The organism is Nocardioides panaciterrulae (assembly GCF_013409645.1).
GTDB lineage: Bacteria > Actinomycetota > Actinomycetes > Propionibacteriales > Nocardioidaceae > Nocardioides > Nocardioides panaciterrulae.
In genome coordinates, this window is sequence record NZ_JACCBG010000001.1 from 714,096 (window position 1) to 727,300 (window position 13,205).

Below are 13,205 nucleotides of genomic sequence, written 5' to 3' on the forward strand. Positions count from 1 at the left end.
ACCCGTCCCAGGGTTCGAGGATGCGGGGCGCGCCCCGCCGTACTCCTAGAATGAGGCGGGTGAGCTTCAGGCTGTACGACACCGCGACCCGCGAAGTCCGTGACTTCGTCCCCCTCGAGGAGGGGAGGGCGGGTCTCTACGTGTGTGGCCTGACCGTGCAGAGCGAGCCGCACGTCGGCCACGTCCGCTCCGGGGTCAACTTCGACGTGCTGCAGCGCTGGCTGCGCCACGTCGGCTACGACGTGACGTTCATCCGCAACGTCACCGACATCGACGACAAGATCCTGGTCAAGTCCGTCGAGCAGGGCCTGGCCTGGTACGAGCTCGGCTACCGCATGCACCGCGAGCTCGACAAGGCGTACGCCGCGCTCAACGTCGCGCCGCCGACCTATGAGCCGGCCGCGACCGGGCACGTGCCCGAGATGATCGAGCTGATCTCCGCGCTGATCGCCCGGGGCCACGCCTACGCCGCCGAGGACGGCTCCGGCGACGTCTACTTCGACGTGCGGTCCTGGCCGGCGTACGGCGAGCTGACCCACCAGAGGATCGACGACATGGAGGCCGCCGAGGACGCCGACCCGCGCGGCAAGCGGGACCCCCGCGACTTCGCGCTGTGGAAGGGCTGGAAGAAGGCCACCGAGCCGGAGACCGCCGCCTGGTCCAGCCCGTGGGGCCCGGGGCGTCCGGGCTGGCACATCGAGTGCTCGGCGATGGCCGGGAAGTACCTCGGCCCGGCCTTCGACATCCACGGCGGCGGCGTCGACCTGCGCTTCCCCCACCACGAGAACGAGCAGGCCCAGTCCCGCGCGGCGGGCAGGCCGTTCGCGTCGTACTGGATGCACAACGCCTGGATCACCACCGCCGGCGAGAAGATGAGCAAGTCGCTGGGCAACAGCCTCACCATCCCGGCCGTGCTGCAGCGGTTCCGCGGCATCGAGCTGCGCTACTACCTGGTCTCCGCGCACTACCGCAGCCACGTGGAGTTCAGCTTCGAGGCGCTGGAGGAGGCCGCGGTCGGCTTCCGGCGGATCGAGGGGTACGTCGCCCGCGCGGTCGAGCTGGTCGGCGAGGTCCCGGCCGACGGCATCCCGTGCGCCTCGTTCGTCGAGGCGATGGATGACGACCTCGGCACGCCGGCGGCGATGGCGGCGATCCACGACGTGGTCCGCGAGGGCAACAGGCTGCTCGCGGCCGACGCCGGCGCGAGCGGCTCCGGCGCGGACCGGGCGGCCCTGCGTGGCAACCTGGGGTCGGTGCTCGCGATGCTCGACGTGCTCGGGCTCTCGCCGTACGACGCCGCGTGGGCCGGGCGGGCGGGCCGCGGGGACGAGCGGCTCACCCAGGCGGTCGACGCGCTGGTGGCCGGCCTGCTCGAGCAGCGCGCCGAGGCACGGGCGGCCAGGGACTTCGTGGCCGCCGACGCGATCCGCGACCGGCTCAAGGCCGCGGGCATCGAGATCGAGGACACCCCGACCGGCCCCAAGTGGGCCCTGGAAGGCAACAACTGATGGCTGGCAATTCGCAGCGCAGGGGCGCGATCCGCAAGTCCAGCAAGGGCGCGACCGTCGGCTCCGGCGGCCGGGTCAAGCGTGGGCTCGAGGGCAAGGGCCCCACCCCGAAGGCCAAGGACCGCCCCAACCACAAGGCGTACAAGGCCGTCCAGCGCGCCCAGAAGGAGAGCCAGGCGCGCCCCCGGCGCAAGCAGGCCGGTTCCGAGGCCGAGTGGGTCGCGGGCCGCAACTCGGTCGTGGAGGTGCTGCGCGAGGGCGTCCCGGTCACCGGGGTCTACGTCGCCGAGGGCGCCGAGCGCGACGGCCGGCTCCGCGAGGCGTTCGCGCTGGCGGCCGAGCGCGGCCTGAGCCTGGCCGAGGTCAGCCGCGGCGAGATGGACCGGATGACCGGCGGCGCCGTGCACCAGGGCCTGGCGGCGCGGCTCCCGGCGTACGAGTACGCCCACCCCGACGACCTGCTCGAGCGCGCCCGGGAGGCGGGCGAGCCGCCGCTGGTCGTGGCGCTCGACTCGGTGACCGACCCGCGCAACCTCGGTGCGATCGTGCGCAGCGCCGCCGGATTCGGCGCCCACGGCGTGCTGATCCCCGAGCGGCGGGCGGCCGGTATGACCGCCTCGGCGTGGAAGACCAGCGCGGGCGCGGCGGCCCGGGTGCCGGTGGCGCAGACGGTCAACCTGGTGCGCCAGCTCAAGGCCTACCAGGACGCGGGCTGCATGGTGGTCGGCCTGGCCGCCGACGGCGACGTGTCGCTGCCCGACCTCGACCTCGCCGACGGTCCGCTGGTGGTCGTGGTCGGCTCGGAGGGCAAGGGCCTGGGTCGACTGGTCGCGGAGACCTGCGACCAGCTGGTGTCGATCCCGATGTCCAACCAGCTGGAGTCGCTGAACGCCGGCGTGGCCGCCTCGGTGGCCCTGTACGCGATCGCGCGAGCCCGTGGCTGACGTGGCTGACCTGGCTGACGTGGCCTGAGGGGGACGGGGGTGCGGGTGTCGCGGGCCGGTCGCGTGGTGGCGTACGTCGCCGTGTGGCTGGTGGTGACCCTGCTCGCGTCGCTGGCGTTCTTCCTGCTGAGCAGCCGCACGATCGTGCTGGCCAGCCACGACGCGGTGCTGCGGCCGAACCTGCAGGGCGAGGTCGTCCTGCGCACCGGCCCGGTGCTGCCGGACCTGCGGATGGACAGCGGCCACCGGCTCGGCGTGGACATCCGGCTCGGCAAGACCGACGCGAAGTCCACCCAGGAGCTGGTCCGGCGCTACGCCTACATCGCCAGCCAGCCCGAGGGCCAGGTGGCCAAGGTGCGCGAGGCGCTCGTCGACATGCTCTGGTCGGCGCTGCTGCGCGGCGCGGTCGTCGGCTCGGTCCCGATCGTGGTGTGGCTGCTGCTCGGCCGGCCGCGGCGGCTCGAGCTCTACCGGCGTACCCGCTCCCCGGCCGGCGCGCTGAGCGGCCTGGGATGCGCGGTGCTGGTGCTCGCGTTCTGGCAGCCGTGGCAGAGCAGCGACGACCCGGTGGAGTCCGGGCGCGGATGGATGCCGCTGGGCGAGTTCCTCGGGCCCGAGGTGCCGCTGCCGGCGGAGGCCGCGGGCATCGAGGTGCGCGGGGACGTGACCACCAACCAGACCCGGCGGCTGATCGAGAGCGCGATCAGCACCTATGACAAGAGCAAGGCCTTCTACGCCCGGGCCGTGACCGCCGCCCGGCAGCTGGACCTGCGCCGGCCGGAGGACGGCGAGACGGTGGTGCTGCTGGTCTCGGACCGGCACGACAACATCGGCATGGACAAGGTCGCCCGGGCGATCGGTGACGCCGGCGGGGCGACGGCGGTCTTCGACGCCGGCGACGACACCTCGACCGGCAACAGCTGGGAGGCGTTCTCGCTGGACTCGTTGAACGCGGCGTTCGACGACCTCCCGCGCTGGGGCGTCGCCGGCAACCACGACCACGGGCCGTTCGTGCACTCCTACCTCGACGACCACGGCTGGACGATGCTGGAGGGCGAGGTCGTGGACGGCCCGGCGGGCACGACCCTGCTCGGTGTCGACGACCCGCGCTCGAGCGGGCTGGGCGACTGGCGCGACGAGACCGGGCTGAGCTTCGACGAGGTCGGCCACCGGCTGGCCGACGTCGCCTGCGAGGCACCGCAGCGGGTCACCACGATGCTCGTGCACGACGCCGACCTGGCCCGCGAGGCGCTGCAGCGCGGCTGCACCGACCTGGTGCTGGCCGGCCACCTGCACGTCCAGGTCGGCCCCACGCGGGTGGTCGGCCAGCACGGCGAGGCCGGCTACACCTACACCAACGGCACGACCGGCGGCGCGGCGTACGCCATCGCCGTCGGCAGCAAGCTGCGCCGTGAGGCCGAGGTGACGCTGGTGACCTACCGCGACGGCCGACCGGTCGGCCTGCAGCCGGTGATCCTGCAGACCAACGGCGTCTTCCACGTGCGCGACTACCTGCCGCTGCACGTCACCGCCGACCTCTCCTCGCCGCCCCGGCTGGACGGTCACGAGTTCGTGACCGAGTCGCCGACGGCGCACGGGGACACGTCGGCGGCCGGGTCGCGCTGATCGGGCGCCGGGGTCTCGCCCACCGAGATTCGGGAGGACCGCGGTCCGGTCCTAGGATCGACGGCATGCCCGCGAGTTTCGAGCGTCTGCTGCCCACCGAGGAGGCCGAGGCCCTCCTCGAGCTCACTCGCGAGATCGCGACCCGGGAGCTCGCGCCCCAGGTGGCCGAGGCCGAGGAGGCCGGGGTGTTCCCCGTCGAGGCCTACCGGCTGCTGGGGAAGTCCGGGCTGTTGAGCCTGCCGTTCGCCGAGGAGCACGGCGGCGGCGGGCAGCCCTACGAGGTCTACCTGCAGGTGGTCGAGGAGATCGCCACCGCCTGGCCCAGCGTCGCGGTCGGCACCAGCGTGCACACGCTGACCGCCTCGGTCGTGGACCACAACGGCAGCGACGAGCTGCGCGCCCGGTGGCTGCCGCAGATGCTCTCCGGCGACTGGCTCGGCGCCTACTGCCTCTCCGAGCCGCAGGCCGGCTCCGACGTCTCCGGGATCCGCACCCGCGCGGTCCGCGAGGGGGAGGAGTACGTCGTGCACGGCACCAAGCAGTGGATCAGCAATGGCTCCTGCGCCGACTACTACATCCTCTTCGCCCGCACCGCCGAGGACCCCAAGCGGGGCCTGTCGGCGTTCGTGGTCCCGGCCGACACCGCGGGGATGGCCTTCGGCGCCCCCGAGAGGAAGATGGGCCTGGCCTGCGACGTCACCACCCAGGTGCTCTTCGACGGCGCCCGGATCCCCGCCGATCGGCTGGTCGGGGAGGAGGGCGCCGGCATGCGGGTCGCGCTCTCCGCGCTGGACGCCGGCCGGCTCGGCATCGCTGCGGTCGCCACCGGGATCGCCCAGGCCGCGCTGGCCCACGCGGTCGCGTACGCCGGCGAGCGGGTCCAGTTCGGCCGGCCGATCGGGGAGCAGCAGGGGCTGCAGTTCCTGCTCGCCGACATGGCCGCCGAGGTCGAGCGGGCGCGGGCGACGTACCTCCACGCCGCCCGGCTCAAGGACGCCGGCCGCCCGTTCTCCCGGCAGGCCTCGATCGCCAAGGTGAGCGCCACCGACGCCGCCATGCGGGTCACCACCGACGCCGTGCAGGTGCTCGGCGGCAACGGCTACACCCGCGACTACCCGGTCGAACGGCTCTTCCGCGACGCCAAGGTCACCCAGATCTTCGAGGGCACCAACCAGATCCAGCGGATGGTCATCGGCCGCGACCTGTTGCGCTGACCCGCCGAGTCGGCGCAGGTTGACGGGTGGGAGGTCGCCGAGCCGGCGCACGTTGACGGGGTGGCGGGCGCTGGTGACGCCGAGTCGGCGCAGGTTGACGCCGTACGGCGGGGGTTGGTGACGCCGAGTCGGCGCAGGTTGACGCCGGTGTGGCGGGGGTTGGTCTCGCCGAGGCGGCGCAGGTTGACGCCGTACGGCGGGGGTTGGTGACGCCGAGTCGCGCAGGTTGACGCCGGTGTGGCGGGGGTTGGTCTCGCCGAGTCGGCGCAGGTTGACGCCGTACGACCGGGGCCGGTGACGCCGAGTCGGCGCAGGTTGACGCCGTACGGCGGGGGCTGGTCTCGCCGAGTCGGCGCAGGTTGACGCCGTACGACGGGGGTTGGTGACGCCGAGTCGGCGCAGGTTGACGCCGTACGGCGGGGGCTGGTCTCGCCGACTCGGCGCAGGTTGACGCCGTACGACGGGGGTCGGGTGTCAACGAGCGCCGACTCGGCGTGCCCTGGGGTGTCAACGAGCGCCGACTCGGCGTGCCCTGGGGTGTCGACGAGCGCCGACTCGGCGTGCGCTGGGGTGTCAACGTGCGCCGACTCGGCGTGCGCTGGGGTGTCAACGAGCGCCGACTCGGCGGGGGCGGGTGTCAGTCGGGCAACGTGGTGATCGCCTCGTCCGGCTTCTGGGCCAGGACGGTGTCGATGTAGTCGCGGGCGGTGTCGAGGATCGAGACCTCGTGGCCGGCGCGCTCGGAGAGGTACCACCGGTGCACGAGGATCTCGTGGAACACCTCGGCCGGCTCGAGCTTGCCGCGGGCCTCGCGGGGGATCATCGCGACGACCGGGTCGTAGACCTGGGTCAGCCACCGGTTCGCCACCAGCGACCGGTCCTCGCGCCCGAGGTCGAAGGTCGCGGTGAACGACGCGATGTCGTTGAGCAGCCGTCGGGCCTGAGCGTCCTCGACGTTGAGCCCGGTCAGCCCCTGGAGCTCGCGGCGGTGGTGGCCGAGCTCCACGACCTTGGGCTGGATCCGCACCTGGTCGCCGTCGAAGTCCGTGATGATGTCCAGCTCGTCGACGTCGAACCCGAGGTCGTTGAGCCGCTCGATGCGGCGCTCGATCCGCCACACCTCGTCGGAGGAGAACTGCTCCTCGGCGGTCAGCTCGCACCACAGCGCCTGGTAGCGGTCGGCCAGCATCTCGATGATCTCGTGGGCCTGCACCTCGTGGTCGAGGGAGTCGCTGGCCTGCAGGTCGAGCAGCTCGGCGAAGACGTTCTCGGTCGCCACCGTGACGTCGTACTCCCGCATCTGCTTGGACAGGCTCGGCTTGAGCTCGCCGGTCTCGGCGTCGACGAGGTACGCCGCGAAGCCGCCGGCGTCGCGCCGGAAGAGCACGTTGGACAGGGACACGTCGCCCCAGAAGAAGTCGGCCAGGTGCAGCCGCACCAGCAGCACCACCATCGCGTCGACCAGCGAGGGCAGGTTGTCGGCGGTGAGGCCGTGGCTGAACAGGCTGCGGTACGGCAGCGAGAACTGCAGGTGCTGGGTCAGCAACGCCGCGGGCAGCTCCTCGCCGTGCTCGTCGACCCGGCCGGTCACCACGCCCTGGGGGACGACGGCCGGCAGGCCCAGCCGCTGCAGGTCGCGGAGCAGGCGGTACTCCCGGTAGGCGATCTCCTCCTGGGTCTCCTTGATCGCGTAGGTCCGGTCGCCGAGCCGGACGATGCGCACCACGTGCCGGGACAGGCCGCGGGGGAGGGGGACGACGTGCTCGTCGGTCCACTCCTCGAGCGGGGTCGACCAGGGGAGGGTGATCATCGCCGGGTCGGGACGGGCCGTCACGATGCGCAGCGCCATGGGCCTCAGGCTAGGGGGTACGGCGGCGTCCGGACACTCCGCGGCCCCCCGCGCTGGGCTCGAGGAAGACCGCGCCCGGTCCCCGGTCGGCCACCTCGTCGTGCGGGTTGTTCAGGGCGCAGGTGCGCAGGCTCAGGCAGCCGCAGCCGATGCAGCCGTCGAGCTTGTCGCGCAGCCGCTCCAGCCGCTCGATCTGCTCGTCGAGGCGCGGCCGCCAGTCGCGGCTCAGCCGCCTCCAGTCGGCCTTGGTGGGCGTGCGGTGCTCCGGCAGGGTCGCGAGCGCGTCGGCGACCTCCTCGAGCGTGAGGCCGACGCGCTGGGCGGCGCGGATGAACGCCAGCCGCCGCAGCGTGGGCTGTTCGAACCGGCGTTGGTTGCCGGTGGTGCGCACGGAGTGGACGAGGCCGCGGGACTCGTAGAACCGGATCGCCGAGGTCGCGACCCCCGCGCGCTCGGAGAGCTGGCCGATCGTGAGCTGGTGCACGTCGCCACCATGCCTTGACTTGAAGTGAACTTCAAGTCACAGGATCGGTTCCGTGAGCGAGATCAAGAGACTGATGAGCCTGATGACCGGGGACGAGAAGCACTCGGCCGCCGCGACCTCGACGCTGGACGTGATCCAGGTGCTCTACGAGCGGGTGCTCGACGTGAGCCCGCAGCGCGCGGGGGACGCCCACCGGGACCGGTTCCTGCTCTCGAAGGGGCACGGGCCGATGGCCTACTACGCGATCCTGTGCGCGCAGGGCTTCTTCCCCGAGGACTGGCTGACCGGCTGGGCGTCGTGGGACTCCCCGCTGGGCCGCCACCCCGACCGCAACCTGGTGCCCGGGGTCGAGATCGCGTCCGGCTCGCTCGGGCACGGCCTGCCGCTGGCGGTGGGGACGGCGCTCGGGCTGCGGGCCCAGGGCATCGGCTCCCGGGTCGTGGTGCTGGTCGGCGACGCGGAGCTGGACGAGGGCAGCAACCACGAGGCGCTCGAGCTCGCGTCCGCGCTGGAGCTGGACGCGCTGACGGTGGTCGTGGTCGACAACCGGTCCTCGTCGTACGCCGTGCCGGGCCGGATCGAGCAGCGCTTCGCCGTCGAGGGCTGGCACGCCGTGACCGTCGACGGGCGGGACCACGACGTCCTGGAGAAGGCCCTGTCGCACCGTGAGGTCGGCCGCCCGAACGCGGTCGTCGCCGTCGTGGAGGAGAAGAAGTGAGCACCTCGAACCCCGGCTCGAACCGGGTCCAGTTCACCCGCACCGCCGCCGGCCTGGTCGACGCCGACCTGTCGGTCGCCCTCGTGTACGCCGAGATCTCCGGCCAGTTCTTCGGCCCGGTGGAGGCGCGGCACCCCGACCGGGTGGTCAACGTCGGCATCCGGGAGCAGCTGCTGGTCAACGTGGGCGCGGGGATGGCCTTGACGGGCCTGCGCCCGATCGTGCACACGTTCGGCTCGTTCCTCGTCGAGCGGGCCTTCGAGCAGGTCAAGCTCGGCTTCGGACACCAGGGCGTCGGTGGCGTGCTGGTCGGCTCGGGCGGCTCGTTCGACGTCGCCGAGGGCGGTCGCACCCACCAGACGCCCGGCGACGTGGCGCTGCTCGACACGCTGCCCGGCGTCTCGATCCATGCGCCGTCGACGCCGCAGGAGGTCGACGCGGTGCTGCGGCGCACGGTCGCGGGCGCGGGGCTGCACTACGTGCGGGTCGTCGAGCAGGTCAACACCCGCTCCTTCCCCGAGGCGCGGGGCCGTCTGCACGTCGTACGCCGGGGGTCGGGGGCGACCGTGATCGCGCTCGGCCCGGTCCTCGACGCCGCGCTCGCGGCGACCGAGGGGCTGGACGTGACGGTGCTCTACTCGAGCACGGTCCGGCCGTTCGACGGCCGCGGCCTGCGCGCGGTGCTCGGCACCCCGGAGGTCGTGCTGGTCGAGCCCTGGCTCGCCGGCACCTCCTCGCGCGTGGTCGCCGAGGCGCTGCACGACGTCCCGCACCGGCTGCTCGCGCTGGGGGTGGGCCGGGAGGAGCTGCGCCGCTACGGGTCGCCCGAGGACCACGTCCGCGCCCACGGCCTCGACGCGGCCGGCCTGCGCCGTTCGCTCGACGGCTTCCTGGGGGCGGCGACCTGAGGACCCGAGGCGGGACCGGAGGCGGGCGGGCCGGGGTGCGCCCCGGCGCACCCTGGCCCACGCGACCCGCCGAAGCGCCGACTAGCATGTGGCCTCGCCGTGGCCCGGGTCGCGGCGCCGCCGGTGTAGCTCAGTTGGTAGAGCGTTCGCCTTGTAAGCGAAATGTCGCGGGTTCGACTCCTGTCACCGGCTCCGCCGCTCGCCGAGGCTGCTCAGAGTGCCTCGGTGATCGTGAGCAGCACGCTGCAGCCGCCCGAGGACGAGCGACCGATCTGCAGGTCGTCGACCAGCTGGCGCGCGGCCCACATCCCCAGCGAGCGCGATCCCTCGGGCCGCCGGTAGCCGGTCATGGCGTCGAGGAGGCCGGGCCCGGAGTCCTCGACCAGGCAGGTCAGGCGCCCCACCTCCGCCCAGAGGGTCAGCCGCACCGGGGGCCGCCCGTGGACGAGGCCGTTCGTGGCGACCTCGTTGACCGCGACCCGGAGCCCCTCGATCGCCCCTCGCGACAGGGCGCTGTGCCGGACGGCACCGTCCTGGACCAGCTCCCGGGCGACCGAGAGCTGCGAGAGGTCCAGGACGACGGTGGCGGCCGACGGCGGGGTGGTCGGCGCTTCGGGGCGCCCCGCGAGCGGGCTGGACAGGAACGTCGTCGGCTCGACGTAGCGCTGGTTGTGCCGGTCGGTGAGGTCGACGTTGACGGTGCGGTGCGTGGCCCGGGCGGCGGCGATCACCCACGGCGGACGGGTGCGGGTGTCGTAGGTGCACAGCGCGGCGAACGCGAAGGCGCCGAGGGCCTGGTCCACGGCCGACTCGTAGCGGTGCCAGGAGGCCTGCTCCGCGGCGTCCCGGCCGAGCGGGACGGTGCCGGTCACCCAGAGGGGGCGGGTCCCCGCCCGCTCGGCCAGCACGCGCTGGTAGTCGAACAGGGTGCGCGCGGGGGCGTCGTACAGATCCTCGTCCAGCGCGTACTCGAGCCCGGGGTGCGCGCCGATCACCCCGCGCACCAGCTCGACCCGGTCGCTGCTGCTGTGCACCAGCACCTCGGCGCCCGACGCCAGCCCCCGGGCGACGAAGGCCTCCGTCACCGAGACGAGCTCCTCGTCGGTGTCGTGGACCATCACGCTGTGCCTGTAGTCGGGGTGTGTCGTCATCGCGGCCGGCCTCCTAGCTGGATCCCGTCCTTCTGGTCGATGCCGAGCAGGTGGATGAGGTGCTCGACGTGGGGCCGCGGGGCCTGCAGCAGGACCTGGCCGCCGCGGTCGCGGTGAGCGCCGGTCCCCAGCATCAGTGCCCGGGCGCCAGGCAGGTCGAGGAAGTCCACCCAGCTCAGATCGAGCACGAAGGGATCCTGCCCGAGCCCCGTGGTCGCGGTGGCCAGCAGCGAGCGCAGGGTGTCCTGGCTGGCGATGTCGAGCTCGCCGGCCAGCGCCAGGCCACCCTCCACCGTCGCGGCCTGGAACAGCTGCTCCCGCAGCCCGGCGCGGTGCGACCGGCTCAGGGACCAGGCCGCCTCCCCGGACTCCGGGGTCCGGTACTGGCACATCGCCGACAGCGGACGGGACAGGCAGAGCCGGTCGGTCGCCTGCTCGAGCTGCTCGTGACGACGGCGTGGCATCACCTGCCAGGCCGCGGAGGCGTCCGCGGACCACCGGACCGACGGGTAGCCCTCGGAGAGCGCCTCGTCGACGACGGTCTCCATGAAGCTCAGCTCGTACGACGTCCGCTCGGCCGGGACGACCTGGATCTGACCGCGGTCGAGCGCCTCGAGGGCGTGCGGGTCGCCCTCGAGCATCCCCCGCAGCGACCGGTCGGCGGGGGCGTCGCCGGGCTCGGTGTAGATGATCTTCGACCCCAGGTCGAGGCCGCGCCCCACCCACGCAGCGACACCGGCGCGTCGCTGCGCCTCCTGGTCGTAGAACAGCAGCAGGTGCCCGTCCCACCCAGGGCGCCAGCCGTGGGCCCTCACGGTCTCCAACATACCCGCCACCCGCGGCCCGCACCCGGTCGGAGCGGTGCACCATCCACCGTCTGCGGGGCCGGATCGGTGGCAGGCTCACCGCCAGCCCCAGGGGTCACGCCGGCCGGACGGCCGGGTCAGCGCAGCCGGCGCACCTCGAAGTTCAGCGGCGGCACGGCCAGCGCGTCCTGCGCGGCGACCAGCTGGATCTCCCGGGTGCCGGCGGCGATCGTCCGCTCGAGCACGGCGAAGACGGAGGAGGCGGTGCTGGCCAGCGCCGCCTCGGGCGACCCGGACGTGCGCAGGTGGGCGAGGTAGAGCGCGGCGGTGACGTCGCCGCAGCCGTTCGGCGTGATCGGGAGCAGCGGCGTGTTCACCGCCCAGGCGCCCTCGTCGGAGACCGCGACCAGGTCGAGGGTGCCCTCGGGGATGTCGGCGTGCAGCACGCTGGTGACCAGCACGTCGCGCGGCCCGCCCTCGCGTACGACGTCGACCGCGTCGAGCACCTCGGCCAGCGTGCTCGTGGTGCGCCCGGCGAGGAAGTCGAGCTCGAACTGGTTCGGCGTGATGATGTCGGCGCTCGGCACCACGGTGTCGCGCATGAACTCCGGGATCCCGGGGCGCACGAACATCCCGCGCCCGACGTCACCCATCACCGGGTCGCAGCAGTAGACCGCGTCGGGGTTCAGCTCCTTGACCCGGGCGACCGCGTCGAGGATGACCGCGCCGACCGCCGGGTCGCCCTGGTAGCCCGACAGCACCGCGTCGGCCTCGCCGAGCACCCCGCGCTCCTCGATGCCGGTGATCACGTCGCGCACGTCGTCGGGCGCCAGCAGCGGACCGCGCCACTCGCCGTACCCGGTGTGGTTGGAGAAGTGCACAGTGAGGACCGGCCAGACCTCGTGGCCCAGGCGCTGCAACGGGAAGACGGCGGCGGAGTTGCCGACGTGGCCGTAGGCCACCGAGGACTGGATCGACAGGATCTTCACCGGGGCATCCTAGGGAAGGCTCGCTTGCTCCCGCTTGCGTAGGGTCGGGGGCATGGAGATGAGCTATCGCCCGCTGGGCGACTCGGGACTGATGGTGAGCGCGGTCGGGATCGGCTGCAACGCGTTCAGCCGGCGCGTGGACCTCGCCGGCGTGCGAGACATCCTCACGGCCGCCCGCGACACCGGCGTCACGCTGCTCGACACCGCCGACGTGTACGGCGACCCCGCGGGCGGCTCGGAGGAGCTGCTCGGCGAGGCGCTGAAGGGGCAGCGCGAGGAGTTCGTGCTCGCCACGAAGTTCGGCATGGACATGGGCGGCGCCAACGGCGCGGACCGCGGGGTGCGCGGCGCGCGTCGCTACGTACGCCGGGCCGTGGAGGCCTCGCTGCGCCGGCTGGGGACCGACCACATCGACCTCTACCAGCTGCACGCCCCCGACCCGGTGACGCCGATCGAGGAGACCCTCTCGGTTCTCACCGACCTCGTGCGCGAGGGCAAGATCGGCTACCTCGGCTGCTCGAACTTCGCCGGCTGGCAGGTCGCCGACGCCGACTGGACCGCGCGTTCCGCGGGGCTGGAGCGATTCGTCTCGGTGCAGAACCGCTACTCCCTGCTCGACCGCACCATCGAGGAGGAGGTGGTGCCGGCCTGTGAGACGTTCGGGCTCGGCGTGCTGCCCTACTTCCCGCTGGAGTACGGCCTGCTCACCGGCAAGTACCGCCGCGGCGAGGGCGCGCCGTCCGGCTCCCGCGCGGCGCTCGACCCGAGCCGGGCGCAGTGGCTGGAGAGCGCGGACTGGGACCGCATCGAGGCGGTCGGCAAGTACGCCGAGGTCCGCGACCTCTCGATGCTCGACGTCGCGATCGCCGGGCTGGCCGCCCAGCCGGCGGTCGCCTCGGTCATCTCCGGCGCGACCTCGGGCGACCAGGTCCGTACCAATGCGGCCGCGATGCGCTGGGAGCCGACGGCCGAGGATCTGGTCGAGCTGGACGCGATCACCGGGTAGCC

12 protein-coding genes and 1 tRNA gene are annotated in these 13,205 nt (G+C 73.2%); 8 read left to right on the top strand and 5 right to left on the bottom strand.

The window, feature by feature from the left end; genetic code table 11:
- The first annotated feature begins 59 nt into the window (after positions 1-59).
- The 4 genes from cysS (at position 60) to BJZ21_RS03355 (ending at position 5,292) form a co-directional block, all read left to right on the top strand.
- Positions 60-1,508, top strand: coding sequence for a cysteine--tRNA ligase (cysS, locus tag BJZ21_RS03340; protein ID WP_179662458.1), 1,449 nt, complete (start codon positions 60-62; stop codon positions 1,506-1,508).
- Positions 1,508-2,452: a 23S rRNA (guanosine(2251)-2'-O)-methyltransferase RlmB gene (gene rlmB, locus BJZ21_RS03345; protein ID WP_179662459.1), complete on the top strand. Its 945-nt coding sequence runs from the start codon at positions 1,508-1,510 to the stop codon at positions 2,450-2,452. Before cysS ends, rlmB begins: the two co-directional genes overlap by 1 nt.
- A 39-nt stretch (positions 2,453-2,491) precedes the next feature.
- Positions 2,492-4,078, top strand: a complete 1,587-nt coding sequence (locus BJZ21_RS03350) for a metallophosphoesterase family protein (protein ID WP_343051933.1) — start codon at positions 2,492-2,494, stop codon at positions 4,076-4,078.
- 65 nt (positions 4,079-4,143) lie between these two features.
- A complete protein-coding gene (locus BJZ21_RS03355) occupies positions 4,144-5,292 on the top strand; it encodes an acyl-CoA dehydrogenase family protein (RefSeq protein WP_179662460.1) in 1,149 nt (382 codons plus the stop codon).
- Between the two features lie 637 nt (positions 5,293-5,929).
- On the opposite strand, the gene BJZ21_RS03360 is transcribed toward BJZ21_RS03355, so the two are convergent.
- Both BJZ21_RS03360 and soxR read right to left on the bottom strand, forming a co-directional pair.
- Positions 5,930-7,141 carry a DUF4032 domain-containing protein gene (locus BJZ21_RS03360; protein ID WP_179662461.1) on the bottom strand — a complete coding sequence of 404 codons (1,212 nt, stop codon included), beginning with the start codon at positions 7,139-7,141 and terminating at the stop codon, positions 5,930-5,932.
- 10 nt (positions 7,142-7,151) lie between these two features.
- Positions 7,152-7,625: a redox-sensitive transcriptional activator SoxR gene (soxR, locus tag BJZ21_RS03365; protein ID WP_179662462.1), complete on the bottom strand. Its 474-nt coding sequence runs from the start codon at positions 7,623-7,625 to the stop codon at positions 7,152-7,154.
- A 52-nt stretch (positions 7,626-7,677) separates the two neighbouring features.
- On the opposite strand from soxR, the gene BJZ21_RS03370 reads away from it, so the two are divergent.
- The 3 genes from BJZ21_RS03370 (at position 7,678) to BJZ21_RS03380 (ending at position 9,443) form a co-directional block, all read left to right on the top strand.
- On the top strand, positions 7,678-8,343 hold the full coding sequence (locus BJZ21_RS03370) for a thiamine pyrophosphate-dependent enzyme (RefSeq protein ID WP_218851265.1): 666 nt from the start codon (positions 7,678-7,680) through the stop codon (positions 8,341-8,343).
- Complete coding sequence (locus tag BJZ21_RS03375; protein WP_179662463.1) at positions 8,340-9,251, top strand: transketolase family protein; 912 nt, start codon at positions 8,340-8,342, stop codon at positions 9,249-9,251. The genes BJZ21_RS03370 and BJZ21_RS03375 overlap by 4 nt, the downstream gene beginning before the upstream one ends.
- 119 nt (positions 9,252-9,370) lie before the next feature.
- Positions 9,371-9,443 (top strand) — tRNA-Thr (locus BJZ21_RS03380).
- Positions 9,444-9,463: 20 nt separating this feature from the next.
- Here BJZ21_RS03380 and BJZ21_RS03385 read toward each other — a convergent pair.
- From BJZ21_RS03385 to pdxY, 3 genes are all read right to left on the bottom strand, one after another.
- The gene (locus BJZ21_RS03385; RefSeq protein ID WP_179662464.1) at positions 9,464-10,402 is read right to left on the bottom strand and encodes a sensor histidine kinase; all 939 of its coding nucleotides are present in this window, start codon (positions 10,400-10,402) and stop codon (positions 9,464-9,466) included.
- Positions 10,399-11,217 carry an MEDS domain-containing protein gene (locus BJZ21_RS03390; protein ID WP_179662465.1) on the bottom strand — a complete coding sequence of 273 codons (819 nt, stop codon included), beginning with the start codon at positions 11,215-11,217 and terminating at the stop codon, positions 10,399-10,401. The genes BJZ21_RS03385 and BJZ21_RS03390 overlap by 4 nt, the downstream gene beginning before the upstream one ends.
- A gap of 128 nt (positions 11,218-11,345) precedes the next feature.
- Positions 11,346-12,197 carry a pyridoxal kinase PdxY gene (gene pdxY / locus BJZ21_RS03395; protein WP_179662466.1) on the bottom strand — a complete coding sequence of 284 codons (852 nt, stop codon included), beginning with the start codon at positions 12,195-12,197 and terminating at the stop codon, positions 11,346-11,348.
- 52 nt (positions 12,198-12,249) lie between these two features.
- On the opposite strand from pdxY, the gene BJZ21_RS03400 reads away from it, so the two are divergent.
- A complete protein-coding gene (locus BJZ21_RS03400) occupies positions 12,250-13,203 on the top strand; it encodes an aldo/keto reductase (protein WP_343051934.1) in 954 nt (317 codons plus the stop codon).
- Positions 13,204-13,205 lie beyond the last annotated feature (2 nt).